The following is a 21286-nucleotide window of genomic DNA, read 5'->3' as shown; positions in this document are numbered from 1 at the left end:
GAGCATGCAAAATGAATAGAGAAACAGACAATTCAGCTAATAGTCTGGACGATAACGTAACTAAAATCGTTGAGTCCATTGATCGTGATGTCGAACGTGGAGAGGACATTGTGATGGCAGGCTTATGTATCGTAATGATGTCGACTTTTTTTGCACCGATAGCGCCTCCGGCAGTATTATTGCCTTTTGTCGCTATTACATTCGCAGTATCGGCGGGACTGGCGCGATTAAATTATCGAAAAATCGAACGGAAATTGACGAATTTCCTAATGATGATTGAAGAACCGGAACAATCCAAACTCAGACCAATTCAAGCAGCGCTTAAAGCATCGCCCTATGAATCGCTCGGTCAATCTTTTAATCCCTTTAAAAATATCAAGCGTACCTTTAAATCAGTGCTCGGCGGATTATTGATCAACCCGTTGTGGATGCCTATTTTCTATATGATCGGCCTACAAATCGAGGAAGAAAAAAAATTGATCGCTCTGAATCAAGCCGTTATGTCTATCGAACAAGAATCAGTCGATAACCCATATGAGTTTTACGCGTAAATTGCAAATCAAGAAAGCGATCACCCCACTCGATTCGTTTGAATGATTGGGGTTTCGCTCGGCTTACCGATTAAGTCTCCAGCGACGTTATTAACCCCCATTTTCCTAACCACATCGAAAATCCGACGCGTACTCACCGACTCAATAGTAGTAACTTTATCAAGTGCTTGCGCCACTTCGACCATCAGCTGTAAATTATTTCTGTTGTCTTGGTTCTTTTTAATTTGATCAACGAACTGCCCATCGATTTCAACAAAATCGACCGGCAAATGTTTAAGGTAAAAAAACGATGAAAACTCAATTCCGATATCGTTTAATGCGCACCGGCAACCGTATTCTTTAATGCGCCTTACAAAACGTTGTGCGATAACGAACTGTCCAATCACCGAAGACTCACTGATTTCAAACATGATCTGACTCGGATCAACCACGTTTTTGTTTAATAATCCGGCCATATCCGAGCAAAAGTCGGGATCTAAAAACAAAGCACCGGATAAACCGATCGAGATGCTAATCCGATTCCCCGATTGATTATAAAAAGCAAGTTCATTAATTGCTGTAACGACTAGAAGGCGCTCCAGTCGAGCCGCGAGTCCTAATTGCTCAGCATAAAGCCAATATTCCTTCGGCGAAATCAAACTACGGTCATCTCGTCGTATACATAAGCGACTTTTAAAATAACTTACGCAACGCTGATCGATATCCCAAACCGGCTGGTAACTCAACACAAATCGATCCCTATCGAAAGCAATATCGAATAAAACTTGCCATTCGCTTCGCCTCTTGCCGTTGCCTTGACTATTACGTTGCTGATCGAAAAATAAATAGAAGCCGTCTTTTTTTGCATGATGCATCGCCGAATGAGCATTAGCCCTTAATTGATCGACCGTATCGCCATGCTGCGGATAGAGCGCTATTCCGATACCCGTTGATAAGAAAAGGTTTGGCGAATCAATTTCCACATTGAGTGATTCGACTTCATCAATGATTTTATTCGCTAATACAATAATCCCTCGTTGTTGACAATTCGGCATGATCAACGCAAAACGATTATCGCCAATACGATACAATCGATCGGAAGATCGCAGAATGGGCTTAAGCCTGCTTGCGACACGAACCATGTAAGATATATCGAAACGTAAATCGCCCGTGCCGCGCGGAGTCACATCAAATACCAGCAAGGCTAACTTGCCGCCATGTCTTTTAGCCGATGCGAGCCGATCGGCTAGTTCGGATTCAAAGCTCCTCTGATTACCCAGACCGGTAACCGGATCAAAATTTGCTATGACTAATAACTTTTGCTCAACGATATGTTCGACACTCATATCGACGCCCATCGAAAGCACAAATGCTTCTTGGTTTTCGCCATCCTGATAAAATGGCGCATGAATCCAAAATATGTCGCGACTTCCGCCTAGCTTCGATGACAAACTACCTTCTATTTGCAACCGTTGCGCATGCCTATCGCTTCTTAGCCGGGCTAATTGAGCCCGATGATGCTCCTCGGAAGACGGCAAATAAAGATCAAATAATTTACCGATAATCGAATCCCTTTCTTCGCCTAAAACATCCGCCGCCGCCTGATTCGCACTCGCAATCAATCCATTCATCCGTTGCGTAATCATTATGACGGGAGCGGCACTCACCATACGATTAATAAAATCTCTTTCTTCGGCTAAATTCCGGTTATGCTCTATGATTTCAAGCGTATTAGTATTTACGATTTGTTCCACCAACTCAAGCTGTTGAGCCAATCCTAATACGGAATGATTTAGTTGATCGATTTCATCATGAAAAAATGGAAACAATCTTTTAGACTTTACTTGCTGTCTGAATGCCGGAAATTGCCGACCGGCCAATAACGGAATCGCTTTTGATAGTCTGTCCACGCGACCAATGAAAAACCGGAGAACAATCAATAATACAAGTAGCGATAAGAAAAAACTCATCAATACTTGAATCCAAATTGATCTCCGCTCGACATTTAAAACATCTATTTCGTGAGTGATATCGTTAACAAAAACAAAAAATGGCGCACGATTTGTCTCCGAGTGATTCATGCGTCTCATACCGAGCTCATAGTAACGGTCTCCGAAAGATAATCGTTCGTTACGATCGGCAAAACGACTGACTGCATCGCTCTTGGATAAAATACCTAAGATGTCGAAATCCAAACCGGAAAAAGTTTTAGCGGTTAATTTGACCGCATAATTTGGGTCTTCAGACGTCAGGAAGTCTTCGACCAAAATGCCGATATCGTTATTCGTTAGCTTTTTGTATTTTATGATAATATCTGCAAAAGACTGAGATACACTCAATACACCGGACGACTTTGATTGCCCCAACATTGGAATCATCGTTTGTTGAAAACAAGCATCGGGACATACAAGCCGGTGAACAGGTTCTTCGACCTTTAAAACCTGATGCACATCAGCATCGGATATTGCCAGCTTACGCCCCCATGCACCAATGAGTCGCCCACTCTCATCAAATAGAGTAACATTTTCAATATCCCAAATTAATTGTAATTGCTCTCCATTTCGCTCCAACATTTCTGACAGTTTTTTTTCTTTATCAGTATCCCCTACCGAGAGAGCTAAACCTTCGGCGAGCTGGTCTAAAGTTTGGAATGCTTCGTTGGATAATACCTGAGCGGTGTCGAATTGCTTGCTTTGAATATGTTCGCGTTCGAGCTTGAAAGCCCGATTCACTTCGTTATAAGCATAATAGAAATAAGCGCCATAAACGAACAACATTCCTATGCCGAATAAAATCGATAATTTCCAGCGCAAACTGAAAAAAGGGGCTTCATCCATCGGACTTACCAATCAAACCATGACATAAACACCTCTATTACCTGAATATTATGGCTCCGCATAAGGTGAACGACATAAAAAGTGCGACGTCGGATTCAACTGAAATAAATACTCTATTCGAGAGCAATCTGACCATTGCCGAAATCTATTGCTTGGCTTATCGTAGCCGGTCACACAAGGCAATGCGGACCGAATTACTTCAATTGAGCAATTAAAACATTAGGAATATAACTATTTGAAAATAGTTAACTGATAAGTTTTAACAAAAATCGGCATTTTAGCGCTTTTTACCCTATTTAACCCTACGGTGTTACTTCGCGCTTTCCGTCTCTTCTGTTTCTAGGATTAAAGATAATTGAATTGGTTTAATTTATTTTTCAAACAAACTTAACTATATTAATCAATTACTTATAAAATATTTATGGATGTAATCTCAGAATAATATGATAACAGACCCTTTGAAGCAAAAAATTCTAACGGATGAAGTATAACCTTTTTGTTCAATCAAGCCACTAATAATTTATCGTAACCTTATCATTCCGGCATGAATTGACGAAATCGATTCAAAAAATGGAAGTATACCTTTCGCACTTCAAATTTCGGCAGTGCCTGAGGAGGCGCCAGGGTGTGCGGCAAAGGCTTTGCCAGCATGGAGCTGGCATAGAGCCTACATGGACGTATTCACGGCGTCCTTTGACGGACCCCTGGTGCCGAATTTTGATCTGCGATAGGTATAAAAAAATATTCGACAGAGCAAAGATAGCAACAAAAACCATAAAAAGGTTTTACGGCACCCTCAGGTGGTCTTTCGATAAAACAGGTTGCTGATTTAGCCTCCCTTTTGAAAAGGGAAATTGAAAGGGGATTTTTTAACAATATCCCCTAGTCCCCATAAGTAACTACACAAGTTTTTATATCATAAATAGAATGAGTTATAAGCTGGCCTAGCACCCTCTCCTGTTGGAGAGGGTTGCGGTGGTGAGAGTAAAAACAACCACTTATATTCCCCTCATCCCAACCTTCTCCCGCAAGGAAAAAGGGGCAAGTACTTGTGTAGATACCTATGCCTAGTCCCTCGGCAACTGCTGAGTGACTAGGATGTCACGAATGTAGAAAATGCATTACTCCTCGGATGGCGTGTATTAGGGCAATGTAGTAGCAATTGCCGAGGAGTAAACCCCGGCCAGGATAACCAATCAGTGAGCGCTCGTACTCCATTAATGCCAGCCACCGTATTGCTTAGTCGGGTCGCCTTTAAAGCCGGTAGACGTTCCTTTTCCACTCGATTTTTTATTTTGCCGAATCGCATTAATAGCAGCCTGAGCCATGTTTTGCTTGGTCAAACCGCCCAAATTTCTAGCCGATTCGACGACCAGCGTCGACATCGTCGAAATATCCTGCATCGCCAATGCCGAATCCATAACAACCGCTTCCAGTAAGGTATTCTTGTCGACGGCAATCTCGAGCGTCACCGGATAAGCGGACCCGGGCGGCAATGCTATCAAATAGTGGGCTTCTTGATCAGGTTCAGCAGTGGCAATCGTCGCTCCATTTTTATCCTTCGCGACAATTTTTCCGCTAACAATCAATTCGTCTCGGTCGGTCACGGTTCCTTCAATAACATGCGAGGAGTTGACCCCGACTTGTTTCGCGCTACTGGAAGAATCACCGCAAGCCGCTACCACTGACACAATAGTCATACAAAATATAAGCTTTAATAATTTATTCATCACCTTCCTCCTAATTTAACCCACCGCAGCCGGTTGGCATTCATCACCACTGTGACCGACGACATAGCCATCGCAGCACCGGCAATCATCGGATTCAATAAAATCCCGAACAACGGATACAACAAGCCGGCCGCGACTGGAATACTGATCGTATTATAGAAAAAGGCGCCCAACAAATTTTGTTTAATGTTAACGACCGTCGCCTTAGACAATTCGATCGCTTCGGGCACTTTCATCAACGAACCTTGCAAAATAACGACATCCGCGCTTTCTATCGCGACATCGGTGCCGGTACCGATCGCGACACCTACATCGGCTTGCGCCAGGGCCGGCGCATCGTTAATGCCGTCACCGACCATGCCGACCTTTTCTCCTCTCTCTTGTAATTCCTTGACGACGGCGGCTTTGTCCTGCGGCAGCACTTGCGCCCTAACTTCGGAAATACCGGCCTGACCGGCAATCGCTTTTGCCGTAACTTCGTTATCGCCGGTCACCATAATAATGCGTATGCCTTGCTCTTTAAGCTGTTTAATCGCTTGTTCGGAATCTTTTTTAATCGGATCGGCTACCGCGACAATACCGGCGATTTCATTATCGACAGCTAACAGCATCGGCGTTTGCCCCTGCTTCGACAAAGCTTGCATTGGCTCCGAATAAGCTGCGCAATCGACGTCTTTTTGCGCCATTAGCGCGGTATTACCGAAATATACCTGACGTTTATCGATTTCAGCACAAACTCCGTGACCTGCCACAGCTTGGAAACGCCTTGCCCGTGACGGCTTAATACCGCGCCGCTCCGCTTCGGCCAAAATAGCTCCCGCCAAAGGATGCTCGGAACCTGATTCGATACTGGCAGAGATTTGCAGCACTTGTTCTTCGGAAAACCCGTTCACTGCCTCGATTGTTGAAACCGACGGCTTACCTTCGGTCACCGTGCCGGTTTTATCGAGAATCACACAAGTCATCTTACCGGCCGTCTGCAAGGCTTCCCCATTGCGAATCAAAATTCCCATTTGTGCCGCGCGTCCGACCGAAACCATAACTGAAATCGGGGTCGCCAAACCCAAGGCGCAGGGACAAGCAATCACCAACACAGTCATCGAAGTGACGAAAGCGTACCCGAGTGACGGTTCGGGCCCCAAACCCAACCATATAAAAAATGTGAGTATTGACAAAGCGACAACGGTCGGGACAAAGACACTCGAAATCCTGTCGGCCAAACGCGCGATATCGGGCTTGCTGCCTTGCGCCTGACGCACGCTTTTAATAATCTGAGCCAAAGCGGTATCGCGACCTATACGGGTTGCCTTAAAAATAAAACTTCCTTTTTGATTCATCGTACCCGCTGCAACCGATGAACCTTCCGTTTTTTCGACTGGCAAGGGTTCGCCGGTCAACATCGATTCGTCGACGGACGAATGCCCTTCGGTCACCGTACCGTCCACTGGAATTTTTTCGCCGGGACGAACCCGCAAGATTTCGCCGAGCCCGACATCGTGAATCGGAATATCGCTTTCCTTTCCGTCACGGATGACTCTCGCGGTACGCGGTTGAAGCCCGATCAATTGACGAATCGCACCCGACGTTTTGCCGCGCGCCAAAGTTTCCAAACCGGAACCTAAATTGATGAACGCCAAGATAATCACGGCCGCTTCAAAATAAGCATGCTTGGCTAGCGACGGCAAGGCATCGGAATAATCGATCACAATCGACGAATACAACCAAGCCGAACCGGTTCCGAGCGCGATTAAGGTATCCATGTTGGCCTGACCGTGAGACAACGACTTGATCGCACCGCTATAAAAATGCCAGCCTGAATAAATCAAGATACCCAAGGTCATCAAGGAAAGTTGCGGCCAAAACCATTGTCCGGCTTCGGAACCGATTTCGGGCAGCCAGTCGAAGTGATCGGCCAGCATTAACGGAATACCCAGCGCTGCTGCCGCTGCGGCTTTTTTCATCAACGAACGATAGCGTTTGAGTTCGAGCTCTTCTTGTTCGGAGGGATCTTCATCCAAACCTTCCATGACGGCCGCATCGTAACCCGCCGCTTTTACCGCTTTGGTTAATGCGTCCGGATCGGCATCGCCTTTGACCTGAGCCGAATGATCGGCAAAATTGACCGAAACTTCGGCCACGCCTTCAACTTCCGCCAAGGCGGTTTCAACAGCACCGACGCATCCGGCACAGCGCATACCCAAAATCGACAGGCGCAGTTCGGGCATCGGCATCTCGGATTCGTTTTGCGTGCTCATGATAATCTCCGAATAGAAGTGAATAAGGTTTAAGGGGCAAGGCTTAAGGGACAAAGCACCTTTCATCTTTCATCTTGAACCTAATTAATCCCTCATTCTACTGAAAAGCCGGCATCGATCACGGCATCTTCTATTGCTTCGACATCGATCTTAGCCGGTTCGTAGTCGACTTCCACTTTATTGTCTTTATGGCTTGCGGAAACCGATAACACACCATCCAAAGTTTTTAATTTATCGCTGATATTGGTTTCGCAACCGCCGCATTTCATACCGGTTACCATCAGCACAATTTTCTCGCTCATTTCCTCTCCACTAATTTTAAATAATTCTAAATGAAGCGCCCTACACCAGCAATTCCCAGTTTAAGAAATTTCGCCGTGTTTAGGGTGCGGGGTATGCCTGTCGAGGAACGCCGTAGACCCATCCATAGGGGCTTGACGGCGGCTCCCTGCCGCCGACATCCTCGCCAAGCACACCCCGCACCCTTTTTTATCCTCAAATTGGGAATTGCTGGCCCTACACATCAATCGACGCTTGTTTGTCAAACATGATATAAACTTAAACAATAATTTGCGATAGTCTAACGCTCAAATGCAATACAACCAAATACAATGCTTTCATACTTTATTTTATACTCCATTTTTGGCGCAGGTTTAAAGAAGCACCGGGATATTCAGCAATGGGCATATCTAAATGACAAACTTTTTGATTGGTCGCCAACAAATTTTTAATAGAAAACTTGAAATTTATGCCTATGAAATTCTTTTTCGAGGCCATGAATTCGACTTGGCGCAAGAAAGCCAAGCCACGCAAGCGACGAACCAAATCGTTACCGATACGATACTCGAACTCGGCATTAATCAATTAGTCGAAAGCCACAAAGCCTTCATTAACTTTACCGGCCAAAATATACTTGAAAAAACGCCGCTAAGCCTCCCCAAAGAACGCATTGTTATCGAGCTACTAGAAGATATCAAAGTCGACCTAAGAATCATCAACAATATTAAAGAGCTAAAGCAACTCGGTTATACCGTAGCACTAGACGATTTTGTATTGACTGACGAATGGAGGCCTTTATTAGAGTACGCCGACATCATCAAACTCGATGTATTGCAAATGTCCGAGCAAGAAACCCTCGGCATAATTAAACAACTCAAACATTACCCCATTAAGTTATTAGCCGAAAAAGTCGAAAGCCACCAACAATACGAACAACTACTTGAACTTGGCTGCGACTATTTTCAAGGTTTTTTTCTCAGCAAACCGAACATAGTCGAAGGCCGACGTTTGGGTATAAACCAAACAGCGGCAATCAGACTGTTGGCTGCGATCAATAATCCCAACGTAGAATTTCTCGAACTGACACAAATCATTTCGCAAGACGTCACATTAAGCTTTAAATTATTGCACTACATTAACTCGGCTTTTTTTGCAATTCCAAGACGCATCGAATCGATTCGGCATGCCGTTTCTTATCTTGGCCTGAATGAAATCAAACGATGGTGTAATATTCTGACCTTCGCCTCGTTATCGAATAAACCGAAAGCCATACTTCAAACAACCTTGATTCGAGCTAAAATGTGCGAACTATTAGCCCGGCACCTTTGCGAGGAACCCGAACATTACTTTTTAATCGGTATACTATCGAGTCTCGACAGTATTCTAGATTTGCCGATCGATGAAGCGCTTGGTCAATTACCATTGACGGCCGATGTCGCGATTGCTATTTTGGAAAAAAAAGGATTGGGCGGAGAAATCCTTCAATTTGTGCTCGGTTTCGAACAATGGTTGCCGCAATCGATACACTTTAAGACTTTAACGCCAGCAATGATTAATGATGCGTATCTGGAAAGCATCAACTGGGCAAATCAAATAATGAACAACATCGAATAACCGATTCCGTGAACAAGCTCTTATTTTTATTTTTATTGATGATCCATACGCAGTTACTATCGGCGAGTGAGCTTGAGGCTATCGATATACCGCAAATGCTCGACATGAAAACCAAGCAGAATGCGCTGATCCTCGATATTCGTACAGAAAAAGAATGGGCCGAGACCGGGACCATATCTCATAGCGTAAGGCTGCAATTTTTCGATGACCGAGGCCGATACGATGCCGAACAATGGCTAAGCGAAATGGAAAAATTACGCACTTCACCGAACCAACCCGTCGTGCTGGTATGCCGTTCCGGTAACCGAAGTGAAAAAGCCGGTAATCTCTTGACGCAAAAGCTCGGTTTAGGCAACATCAATCATCTACAAAACGGTATTCAGACTTGGATTCAAGCTGGCTATGCCACCACTCAACATTGCCCTGGTTTACTGGCTTGCAAACAATGACAAACAATCTCAACACCATTACTAACCAAGCGATCGCACTCGCAGGCATCGCCCAAGCAGCCGCTTTAGTCAGGCAATTGGCAACAACCGGCAAATCAGATCCCGATGCAACCGAAGCCAGTATCGCCAGCATTCTTAAAATCGACTCGGATACGGTTGAAGATATTTATGGCGGCTTAGCCGGTATCAAATTCGGATTGGAACAACTCAACCGGCAAATGACCGGTTTCGATATCGCAGATCCCGAACAAGCACGATATGCGGCATCGCTAGTATTTCTCGAAAAACAAGTGTCGAACCGTCCCGATTTAATGGAAGTCATCGGCAAAGGCATCGAAAAAGCCCAACGGCAAAGCGAAACTTTCGGGCTTTTGCACGAAAACGTATTAGCCAACCTCGGCGATATTTATCACAATACGATCAGTACGCTACAACCGAGGATCATGGTCAACGGAGAACAACATTATTTATCGAGACCCGATATCGTCAATAAAATCAGAGCTCTGTTGCTCGCCGGCATACGCTCGGCAATCCTATGGAAGCAATGCGGCGGATCGCGTTGGAAATTTTTGTTCTTCCGAAAAAAACTACAAACGGAAGTCGAAGCACTACTCCAACGAATCTAACGAATTGCTGTATGAGTCATCTAATAATTGCCGAACATTTATACCGTTATTACGGCAACCTTTGTGCGGTGGACGATGTTAGTTTTACCCTGTCTAAAGGCGAAGTACTAGGTTTTTTAGGACCGAACGGCGCTGGTAAAACCACGACGATGCAAATGCTCTGCGGCAATCTTGCTCCCAGCGCCGGACTCATTACTATTAACGGCTACGACATACTCGATAAGCCGAAATCGGCCAAGCTGAAACTCGGCTATTTACCGGATACACCTCCGCTATACCGTGAATTAACCGTCAATGAATTCTTGCATTATTGCGCGAGACTCCATCGTCTAACGCGCGGACATATATCAAAAGCCATCCAAACGGCCAAGGAGCGTTGCGGCCTGCGAGAAGTCGCGAACCGGCTCATCGGCAATCTTTCCAAAGGCTTTCAACAACGGGTCGGCATCGCTCAAGCAATCTTGCACAATCCCGACGTCGTCATTCTCGATGAACCGACAGTAGGGCTCGACCCGATTCAAATCCGAGAAATTCGAAGCCTGATCCGTGAATTAGGCCAAGACCACGGCGTCATTCTGTCCACTCATATTCTGCCTGAAGTCCAAGAGTCCTGTACGCATGTACAAATCATTCAGCACGGCAAAATGATTTTTCACGAAACGATCGAAGAACTCAACCGGCAGATGAAAACCAGCATACTGCAAATCAAAACTCGACGGCCGGCCGATTTCAACACATTGAAAGCAATACCCGGCATATTGTCAGTCGAAGGCCTACCCGGAAACATTACGCGACTACACCACGATAATACGCAAAATCTTAACGAACATATTACCGAAACTGCCGTTCGCCTGGGCTGGGGATTAATAGAAATTACCGAAATAAAAAAATCGCTTGAAGATGTTTTTGTCAAACTGACCGAATCGAGCCGTCGTAACGTATCCTGATAATAAGAAATTTATTAACGGCATCCTGTGACTTTCTAAATAGAGTCAATATGAGTGTATTCTGGCCTTTATAATGGAGCTCCAGGCTCCACCTCTTTATTGACAGGCAAATAGACACGGAATTTTGTCCCCTTACCTAATTCCGATGTCAAATCGATCGTCCCGCCATGCTCCTTTATGATCTTATAGGACAGCGATAAACCCAGGCCCGTCCCCTGACCGACCGGCTTGGTCGTAAAAAACGGGTCGAATACTTTCCGCCTAACCTCCTCGGACATGCCGCAACCCGTATCTTCAACCTCTATCCATACCCTGTCTTGCCCTTGACCGCCCGTTCTTATAATTATTTTTCCTGATTTTTCGATGGCTTGTGCGGCATTCACCAGTAAATTCATCACGACCTGATTAATCTGTGAACCGACGCAGTTAATCGGTTCAAGCCCACCATATTCCTTGATAATTTCCGCTTTATACTTTAACTCGTTATTCACGATGTTAAGTGTTGCATCGATGCCTGACTCAATATCATGCGGACAGTTTTCGCGCTCATTCATATGCGAAAACTCGCGAAGATTCTGAATGATTGTTCTAGCTCGCACTGCCCCCTCGATCGACTCCTCGATCAATTCGGCTAAATCGACTTTAAAATTATCGTAATCCAATTCTTCTTTAAGCTTCTGGAAAAACAACACATCGGGCTGGTCTTCCGGCAATTGCCGGGAAAACTTTTCGGTCAATTCGAAAATAGACCATACCGACTGTAAGCGATCTTTTAAGCCTTCCAAATTCGCATAGACATAACTCAACGGGTTATTAATCTCATGAACAATACCGGCAGCCAGCAAGCCTAATGACGCCATTTTTTCGGATTGGAATAAAAACGCCTGAGCCTCTTTTAATTCGTTCATACGGCGTTCGACTTCGCATTTTAGCCATGCATTTTGACTTGCCAGTAAGTCGCGCTCGTTTTTTAGCGCTAATTGGCTTTTAACGCGTGCCATGACGATGCCCGGCACAACCGGTTTAACGATATAGTCGACGGCCCCCAATTGCAAACCGAATGCCTCATCGGCATGATCGTCTAGTGCCGTTACGAAAATCACCGGGATTTCGCAAAGTTCCGGTTCGGCTTTCAGTCGACGGCACACATCGTAACCGCTCATTCCCGGCATCATCACATCAAGCAATATTAAATCAGGCATGTGCTCACGCGCCAATTTCAAGCCTTTTTCACCGGATGTAGCAACTTGAACACTATAATCATCTTTTAAAACTCCAGCCATCAATTCAAGATTAGCCGGCATATCGTCGATGATCAGTATCTTTTTTTTATTATCCATGACGATTTCTCGCGTTGTCAGGCCGAATCAATTGCGGCAATTACTGTGAAAATTCGTGAATTTGCATTCATCGCTGTTTACCAAGCTCTGCTCTCTTCGTTATACATAAATTGTAGGGTACGCTGCGCGTACCAAAGTCGTGCCCTGGCGGCTCGGTTGGCACATGAACATTGCGGGGTTACCATGGTACGCACAGCGTACCCTACGCGGTTCGTTTAGCGTTAGGTGATCCGCTAATGTTAAGTGACAATAAATGGTATCGAGGTCTCATTGGTTAAGATTGCAAAAGGGTAATTTTTGACTTATGTATAACGATGAGAGCTCTGCTTGGGAAACGACACGGGAAGCGGAGCTTCCGAAACTGCATTCCCAAGCAGAGCTTGGGAATGAGCAAAACTTGCGTAATTTAGGTGCTGGGTTCACGGCATCATGTCGTGCGAGTGACCGCACTCTCCGTCACCAAAGAGCTTTCATTTGCCGTTCTTCATGAACGTTAGGATATAGATAATCCGTCATTATCGTTATCCGGTACACTTCTCAATATCCGTAAAGCCTCGTCATAATCGAACCGATCAATACACCGATTAAACATCGCAAAACGATCGCCTAAATAGACCCGCAACATCGCCGCCGATTCACGGCTTAAACTGCCGGCTTTAACATTGCTCTCATCCAATAAGCGCTCAAGGTCTTGAATGAGGCTCCTCAAGTGTTCGGGATCGACATCAATCGACTCGAAATCATCCTGTTCGGTTGCTTCGGGCAAAGACTGAATTGCCTCGACCAACTGTATTAATTCATGTTCGCATACAAGCGCCAATTTCATACAATCGTCCAGCCCGGCATCTGCCCGTAAGGCATTGTCCAATGCTTCCGCACAATCGGCAACAACGCTAGCGCCTAAAGTCGCTGCTACACCTTTAAGAGCATGTGCTAAGCGACGAACGGCTTCGTTATCGCCGGAGGCTAATTGTTTCCGTGCCAGACTCATGTCTTGCCGATGCGATTGCGCAAACATACGTAACAGCCGTCGGTATTTACCGATATCGCTATTGACCATCTGCAGCCCCTTAACCGTATCCACGCCCGGTATATCCCCTAACTCGCTTTGGCTATTCGATTTATCGGACACTACTTGAGGCTTTTCAGACAGGTTATCGTGCTCCGGCAAATCATGTTTGCCGTGCGCCAACCAACGCAACACCACGGTATAAAGCACCTCCGGAATCACCGGTTTGGCCACGAAATCATTCATGCCGGCATCTAAACAAACGCGCCGGTCTTCGTCGAAAGCATTAGCTGTCATCGCTAAAATCGGTAACGGCGCATACTCCGGCTGAGAACGAATCACCCGGGTAGCCGCCAAACCGTCCATCTCGGGCATCTGCATATCCATCAATACCAAATCGTACTGTTTCGACCGGACTTTATCCAATGCAACACGACCATTTTCGGCCGTGTCCACCGACAAACCGACACCATGTAATAATTCCAAAACGACTTCTCGATTAATCGGGTTGTCTTCCGCCACAAGTAAACGCGCGCCCGCATATCGGCGACGCAATAGATCATCGACAGCTTGGGTTGTTTCAACTTGTATCGCCGGCATCACGCCACACCCGCGACGAAGCCAAGCGGTAAACCAAAAAGTACTACCCTGCCCAATTCGGCTTTCAACGCCGACGTCTCCGCCCATCATAGCCGCAAGCCTTTTGGTGATCGCCAATCCCAAACCGGTACCGCCGTATTTTCGGGTAATCGACACATCGGTTTGAGAAAAAGATTCAAACAATAACGGCAAATGCTCTTCGGCGATGCCGATTCCCGAATCCTGAACTTCAAAACGAACTAATAAGCCTTGCTCGCTCTCTTGTAACAGTTTGGCGCGCAAGGCAATCGAACCTTGTTCGGTAAATTTCACAGCATTGCCCGCATAGTTCAACATCGCTTGCCGTAAACGTGTCGGATCGCCTCTAAGCCAATAAGGAACGCCGTCACTATCCGAAATAACCGACAAGCCCTTGAGCTTGGCTTGATCGGCAATCAACGATTTAATATGATCCAACACGGCCTCGAGCGCGAAGTCGGTTTGCTCCAATTGCAAACGCCCTGCCTCGATCTTGGATAAGTCCAAAATATCATTAATTATCGACAACAAGTGTTGAGCGGAAATCTCGATTTTAGTCAGGCGTTCACCTTGCACGGGCGACAACGGGCTTTGTTTTAATAAATAAGTCAAGCCGAGAATCGCATTCATCGGCGTGCGGATTTCATGACTCATATTCGCCAGAAACGAGCTCTTGGCCTTGTTTGCCGCATCCGCCGCGGCACGCGCTTTTTCCAGCTCCGCCGTTCGATCGGCGACCAGTTCTTCCAGATGATGACGATAGCGGTCCAATTCCTCGCCGTTATGTTTTTTGTCGGTAATATCCTCTTTGACCGACACATAATGTGTAATACGACCGTCCGGCTGACGCAGCGGCGAAACGATAGCGAACTCGATATATTCGCTACCGTCCTTGCGCCGGTTGATAAATTCGCCTTTCCAAGTTTCACCGCGCCTCATTGCATCCCAAAATTGAATGAACGTCTCACGCGGCGTCTTACCGGAGTGTAAAATTTTAGGGTTACGACCGATTACCTCGTCAAGGCTATAGCCAGTATTCGCCACAAAAGCCTGATTGACATATTCGATCTCGGCATCCAAATTAGCGATCACAATGCTTTCGGGACTCTGCTCGACGGCTTGTGCAAGCTTGCGTAACTGCTCCTCTGTTTGTTTACGCTCGGTAATGTCGCGGACAATACCGGCAGCATACCAATGCCCGTCCAATTCGACAGACGACAGGGAAAGCTCGACCAAAAACTCCTCGCCGTTTCGGCGAACGGCAGGCAATTCCAAAGTACGACCGACAACCGGTCCATCCCCTGTTTGTTTGAAATTCGATAACCCGGCTGAGGCTGAATCATGTAAACGAGAAGGCGCAATCGTAGCATGAAGCAACTTCCCCTTCACTTCGTCTTGCGTATAACCGAATATTGTCTCGGCTGCGGGGTTCCAAATAACTATCCTATCGTCTGCATCCATTAAAATAAAGGCATCCCGAATGTTCTCAACGGCCACCCGGAAACGCGCCTCACTATCGCGCAACTCTTGCTCCATCGATTTTTGCGCGGTAATATCGCGATGGCAGCCATGCTTGCCTAGATAAGCCCCGTTCTCGTCATAGATCGCCTTATTCTGATGACTGATCCAACGGATAGTGCCATTCTTGTGTACGATTCGAAATTCCAAATAGCCCGTTTTGTCTTCACTATCGCTCATCAGATAGTGTCGATATCTGTCCCGATCCTCTTCATGCACAAGCTCGTCCATGAGCTTGGCATTTTCAAGAAACGCATCAGCGGGGTAACCTGTTATTTGCGCACACCCTGGCGAAATATAATTGAATTGCCCATCAGGATCGAGCCAAAAAATACAATCCGAAGAGTTCTCAGCCAACAAACGAAATTTAGCTTCTGACTCCAACAATGCGGCATGCGCCTGTTCCGCTCTAGTTTGCGCCGCGATCGCGTCCTCCATTAAGTTCAACGCGGCAAGACGGGCTAGGCGTTGCTCCTCGAGGGCTTTCGCCTGGCTTTGCTTTAACGCGACTTCGGCTTGTTGCAGAGCGCGATGCTCTTTGACTTCATTCAAAGCGCGATGGATGGACGAAGGCAAGCGGGCAAGATTATCCTTGAGTACGAAATCGCTAACGCCTTGCCATAACAGGTCTACGGCGGCTTCTTCGCCGATCGTACTCGTCACTAAAATAATCGGCAAGTCGCCCCGATGTGCCTTGATAAACTGTAGCGTCGACTGAAAATTCATGCCGGGCACATTATAGTCGGAAAGAACCAAATCCCATTCGTTTTGCAAAGCACGCCACAACTCCGTATTGGAGCTTACGCAAAAACACACAGACGCGAGTCCATGCCTACGCAAATAGCGTTCCAACAACAAAAAATCTGCCTCGCTATCCTCGATGACAAGAATTTTTTGTACGTCATTCATGATGACTCGTTTCCTTCGACCGCAATTTCAGGCAATGAAAAGCAAAACTCAGCTCCTTTACCTGGTTGGCTATTTGCTTCGATTACGCCGCCGTGTCGATTGATGATGCGTTTAACGGTAGCCAAACCGATACCAATTCCGGGAAATTCATTTTGATGATGCAAGCGTTGGAAAGGCTGAAATAAGCGTTCGGCATTTGCCATATTGAAGCCGACACCATTGTCGGCCACACAAAAATAGCGGACGCCTTCTCTATCTCGAGCAAACACTCGAATGCTCGCCGTCTTTTGTTTAGTCGTATATTTCCAAGCATTTTCGAGCAAATTAGATATGACCGATTCGATCATGCGTTTATCGCAACAAGCATTCAGACCTTGTTCGACCCGCACATCGACATGACATCCGGGATTGTTATCGGACAGTTCGGCGAGCACGCGAACCGCCAGCGAAGAAATATCAACCCGATCGCGGCTTAACTCGCCACGGGTATTTCGCGATAACGATAATAAGCCGTCGATCAAATCATTCATACGGCCGGTCGCAACACCGATCTGTTGTAAATATTCTTGTGCCTGTTCTTGCAATTCATTCGCATAGTCTTCGATCAAAGCCCAACTCAAACCATTCAATGCTCGGACCGGAGCTCGTAAATCATGGGAGACCGCATAAGCGAAGCTATCCAACTCTCGGTTCGCCAAGGTCAGTTCGGCGGTTCTTTCCTTTACGCGTCGTTCTAAATCGGCATTGAGTCTCAGTATCTCCAGCTCATTACGCTTTCGCTCGGTGATATCCCGAGCAATCGTTGATAAAGCCACCACTTTTTTCTCTTCATCGAAAATCGGTGAAATAGTCATCGCCACATCGAACAAATTGCCATTCTTATGTAAACACTGTAATTCGTGCTGCCTGACCGATCGCCCCCTACCGACAATTTCGACTAGCATCTGCTCTTGATCGCGCTGTGCGGGCGCCATCAGCGAGAGCAGCGATTGCCCTAGAACTTCCTTTGAGGTATAGCCAAACATCGCCTCAGCGGCCCTGTTCCAATCCGTTATGACTCCATCGTCACTGCCGCCAATAATCGCATCATCGGAAAACTCGACAATAGCCGCACGAAGTATTCGTTCCTTGTGCAAGCTTAGTTCGATTTCAGACTTCGCTTGCCTTAACTCTTCTTCAACCCTTCTTCGTTCGATAATTTCAGCTTGTAATTGCTCATTGACTCGACGCAATTGCGCGGGGCTAGGTAATCTAAGCGCGTCGGGAAGCACATACCAGAGCGACACGGCTGCGCCGATCGAAATCAGAGCGGTAGTCGACTTGAAAATAACATCCAAGCCATACCAAGGTTGCCAAAGTAAGACTGCCCCGATCAGATGAGTCAGTCCGCAAGCCATGATAAACGTGGCGAACATCCACAGTACCCATTGATAAGGAAAGTCCTTGCGTCGTCTCGCGAAATAAGACAACGCGGCCGGCATGGAAAAATAAGCGAGAAAAATCAATGTTTCGCTAACGACATAAGTCATCACTAAAGGCGGCGACCAACTTAAACAATAACCGTGAGGGAGCAATCCCTTTGTTGACAGAAATTGGCTCAATTCATCGATCATGACGCCACCGAATCAAGGCTAAAAAATGGATTGTATTTAACATATTTCAATAGATCCTGGAACTTAATCTAAGATGAGTCGTTAAAGCGTGGCGTAGGTTTTACAATCGGGCGTTCTTGCCGACACGGCCGTAGATAAGCATTTCAAATGGTTAGCTCGCTCTGCCCTTGTCGCTATACCCATCGTAGATCAAAATTCGGCACCGGGGGCCAGTCAAAGGACGCCGTAAGCCCAGCACCTAAATCCAGCACCTAAATTCCATAGGTCTTTGGCAATGAATCAAAATCATGGCTTATTTAGGTGCTGGATGAATTATCCAAGACAATTAACCATGGCCAATGGGCTATGGAATTTAGGTGCTGGGTAAATACGTCCATGTAGGCTCTATGCCAGCATCCATGCTGGCAAAGCCTTTGCCAGGCACCCCGGTGCCTCCTTAGGCACTGCCGAAATTTGAAGTGCGAAAGGTATATATTTTATCGGTACGCTGCGCGTACCTCCATGCCGTTAAACACCGAATCCTTACCTAGATCGAACCATAAGGGCTTGTGTTGAAATTGGCAGGGTTACCCTGGTACGCACAGCGTACCCTACAGAGTTCCTGCGCTTGCATGATTTTGCCATCGCGCTGGAGGCCGGCAGCGTATCGAAAAAGAAATGCGCATAACGACAAGCACGGAGCGTGGTGACGATGAATACACTACAACTCCCTCCGGGAGAGTATTGAGGATATCAAAAGCTTAAGTTTTTTCACGCTAATTCCTTACCGGTTTCGTTGAACTGCGTATCTTGCTGAGAATTATCGAGAAAAGCTAGCGGATAAGGCGGACTGTGTCCTAGCCGCTTAGAAAGTTCATTGATTTTCTGCTTTAAAGCAATCATCTCGAGCTCACGCCCGACCGCCGCGCGATTAAAACGTTGCAACTCCTGATTACGATCCTCTAGCTCTTCGGTTTGCCGGCGGAGCGTCTCTTCAACGGTCTTACGAGCGGTGATATCGGTATGAGCGATAACCACGCAGTGTTCCTCTGTCTCCAATGGAGTGACTGTCATCATAAACCACCGCTGCCGTTCCGGCGAATGGCAGGCATATTCCAAGTAAAAAACTGGAACACGGTCTTCCAAAACCGCTAAAATTCCGTCTCTTGCCGTCATCGCGCCTTCGGACGATGGGCCGGTGCTTCTGTGACAAACGTCCAAATAATTTACGCCGACATCAACTGAATTAAACGCCTCTCCGGACGCCAGTCCGTTGTCCTGAGCAAAGCGCCGCCACGGTTGATTGACCGCTACAACGATTCCCTGTTTATCCAATACGGCGATATGCGCATTAACCGAGTCCAAAATCGCACGCTTAAACGCTTCGCTTTGCCGCAGAGCCAATTCTGCTTGCTTTCGTTCCGTGATATCTTGATCGAGGCCTCGAAAACCGAGCAATTGACCACCATCATCGAGAATCGGCGTACCGTGAGACATGATACAACGTAAGTGACCGTCTTTGTGCCGGTTCATGTTCTCAATGTCACGAAACGATTTACGATGGGTCTTAATTCCTGCAAACCATTCACGTAGCTTGTAGGCGTCTTCGGAGGGCATAAAATCGAAGGGTGTCTTACCTAGCACTTCATCGGGCGCATATCCAAGCATTTCGAATACGCCGTCGGATGTGTAAATGTAACGCGCGTTTGTGTCGATTTCCCAAATCCAGTCCGCAGAAACATTGGCGATATCGTAAAAACGCCGCTCGCTTTCACGAAGTGCGTCTTCGGCGGCTTTGCGCGCGCTGATGTCTAGAAAGAGCCCTATGACAGCCGGCCGGCCTTGATAGTCGAAGGCACTGCCATGCGCTTCGATATACACAGGACTTCGGTCGCGGCGTAATGCGGTAAAACGGTAATTACTGATCGAGGATACCGTTCCATTGATCAAGCTAGCGATGTTATTGGTGACTTCCTCACGATACTCAGGGCTAATTAAATCGTCGACCGCCAATGTGTCGATAATATGCTGCGTTGAGTCATATCCCAAAATCGATGCAAAAGCAGGATTGATGTAGCGAAATCGATTATCCTGAATGATATAAATACCGGCTAGCGATTGCTCCACCAATGCCCGAAAGCGCTCCTCGCTATTTCGTAACGACTGTTCCGCGTGCTTTAGCTCGCTTATGTCGCGGGAAATCCCGAAGATCCCGATGACATTGCTATCGTTATCGAACAAAGGCCCCTTAGTGGCAAGAAATGTACGTTTTTCGTTCGAAACTTCGAGATCCTCGTAGTAAGTGATGGTATGGCCTTTCTCCAATACGGCCCGATCGTTCGCGATAAGCATTTCGGCCTGTTCGGGCGAAAAAAGCACCGCATCGTCAAGCCCCAAAACATCGATGGCCCTTTTTCCGGTAAAACGCTCCGAAGCAGGGTTAAAAAGCGTATAACGACCTTCCAAGTCCTTTGCAAATATCGCATCGTTCGAACTGTCGGCAATTGCGGCTAATAAACCGAGCGCCTTCAACCGCTCCGCTTGAGCCCGTTGTATTTCTTGAGACTCGGCTAAGCGTTCCTGTTGGCGTAATAGAAAGAACCCCGTCCCAATTGTAAATATCGAGATTAAACCGGCAAGTCCCAACCAAGCCGAGTCTTGCATCGTTGCCGATCGTATTGGCGATAATTGCAATAGTTGATTGCCGAAAGATCGATATTGGCTATATGCAAATACGAATAAGAAAACGGCGACAATCAATACCGTCCAATACAAGCCTGTATTGAAATGATTATTCTCGGTATTTTCTGCAATGGTTTCCCGGTCCATCAAGCGGTGCATTAATCGAAAAAGCAGCAACGATGTGACAATAACGAAGACCCAGCCTTTAATGGTGCTGATTAACGCTATTTTATTCGGTTCGTCAATAAGCCTTGATAGCAACCTATCGGAAAAGAATATCCACAATGCTGCGCATAACGCATAAGTCAATACGACACAGATGATTTCAGCCCGGCGGTATCGACGAGACAT

General features: G+C 46.5%; 13 protein-coding genes. 5 read left to right on the top strand and 8 right to left on the bottom strand.

From position 1 onward, the window contains the following. Positions 1-11 precede the first annotated feature (11 nt). Positions 12-551: a hypothetical protein gene (locus ACRJJO_RS01710; RefSeq protein WP_431064253.1), complete on the top strand. Its 540-nt coding sequence runs from the start codon at positions 12-14 to the stop codon at positions 549-551. A gap of 20 nt (positions 552-571) precedes the next feature. On the opposite strand, the gene ACRJJO_RS01705 is transcribed toward ACRJJO_RS01710, so the two are convergent. From ACRJJO_RS01705 to ACRJJO_RS01690, 4 genes are all read right to left on the bottom strand, one after another. After that, entirely contained in the window at positions 572-3367 is a 2796-nt protein-coding gene (locus ACRJJO_RS01705; RefSeq protein WP_431064252.1) for an EAL domain-containing protein, read from the bottom strand. A gap of 1217 nt (positions 3368-4584) precedes the next feature. Beyond that, the gene (locus ACRJJO_RS01700; protein WP_431064251.1) at positions 4585-5097 is read right to left on the bottom strand and encodes a hypothetical protein; all 513 of its coding nucleotides are present in this window, start codon (positions 5095-5097) and stop codon (positions 4585-4587) included. Further along, positions 5097-7352 (bottom strand): heavy metal translocating P-type ATPase, encoded by a 2256-nt coding sequence (locus tag ACRJJO_RS01695; RefSeq protein WP_431064250.1) that lies wholly within the window; start codon positions 7350-7352, stop codon positions 5097-5099. Before ACRJJO_RS01695 ends, ACRJJO_RS01700 begins: the two co-directional genes overlap by 1 nt. A gap of 92 nt (positions 7353-7444) precedes the next feature. Then, on the bottom strand, positions 7445-7654 hold the full coding sequence (locus ACRJJO_RS01690) for a heavy-metal-associated domain-containing protein (RefSeq protein WP_431064249.1): 210 nt from the start codon (positions 7652-7654) through the stop codon (positions 7445-7447). Between the two features lie 391 nt (positions 7655-8045). Here ACRJJO_RS01690 and ACRJJO_RS01685 point away from each other — a divergent pair, with 391 nt between their 5' ends. From ACRJJO_RS01685 to ACRJJO_RS01670, 4 genes are read left to right on the top strand one after another with little or no spacing between them, the layout of a single operon-like run. After that, positions 8046-9245, top strand: a complete 1200-nt coding sequence (locus ACRJJO_RS01685; RefSeq protein WP_431064248.1) for an EAL and HDOD domain-containing protein — start codon at positions 8046-8048, stop codon at positions 9243-9245. A gap of 8 nt (positions 9246-9253) precedes the next feature. Next, complete coding sequence (locus ACRJJO_RS01680; protein ID WP_431064247.1) at positions 9254-9694, top strand: rhodanese-like domain-containing protein; 441 nt, start codon at positions 9254-9256, stop codon at positions 9692-9694. Then, complete coding sequence (hflD, locus tag ACRJJO_RS01675) at positions 9691-10320, top strand: high frequency lysogenization protein HflD (protein ID WP_431064246.1); 630 nt, start codon at positions 9691-9693, stop codon at positions 10318-10320. Before ACRJJO_RS01680 ends, hflD begins: the two co-directional genes overlap by 4 nt. An 11-nt stretch (positions 10321-10331) precedes the next feature. Next, positions 10332-11267 (top strand): ATP-binding cassette domain-containing protein, encoded by a 936-nt coding sequence (locus tag ACRJJO_RS01670; RefSeq protein ID WP_431064245.1) that lies wholly within the window; start codon positions 10332-10334, stop codon positions 11265-11267. 68 nt (positions 11268-11335) lie between these two features. Here ACRJJO_RS01670 and ACRJJO_RS01665 read toward each other — a convergent pair whose 3' ends face one another. The 4 genes from ACRJJO_RS01665 to ACRJJO_RS01650 all read right to left on the bottom strand — a co-directional run bounded on the left by ACRJJO_RS01665 (position 11336) and on the right by ACRJJO_RS01650 (position 21286). Continuing rightward, positions 11336-12607, bottom strand: coding sequence for a hybrid sensor histidine kinase/response regulator (locus ACRJJO_RS01665; protein WP_431064244.1), 1272 nt, complete (start codon positions 12605-12607; stop codon positions 11336-11338). A gap of 493 nt (positions 12608-13100) precedes the next feature. After that, entirely contained in the window at positions 13101-16661 is a 3561-nt protein-coding gene (locus ACRJJO_RS01660) for a PAS domain S-box protein (RefSeq protein ID WP_431064243.1), read from the bottom strand. Then, positions 16658-18274, bottom strand: a complete 1617-nt coding sequence (locus tag ACRJJO_RS01655) for a sensor histidine kinase (RefSeq protein WP_431064242.1) — start codon at positions 18272-18274, stop codon at positions 16658-16660. The genes ACRJJO_RS01660 and ACRJJO_RS01655 overlap by 4 nt, the downstream gene beginning before the upstream one ends. A gap of 750 nt (positions 18275-19024) precedes the next feature. Continuing rightward, the gene (locus tag ACRJJO_RS01650; protein WP_431064241.1) at positions 19025-21286 is read right to left on the bottom strand and encodes a PAS domain S-box protein; all 2262 of its coding nucleotides are present in this window, start codon (positions 21284-21286) and stop codon (positions 19025-19027) included.

It is taken from the genome of Methylotuvimicrobium sp. (assembly GCF_050611805.1).
Classification (GTDB): Bacteria; Pseudomonadota; Gammaproteobacteria; order Methylococcales; family Methylomonadaceae; genus Methylotuvimicrobium.
Note: the sequence above shows the minus strand (reverse complement) of the source record. Positions and strands in the feature narration are given on the sequence as shown.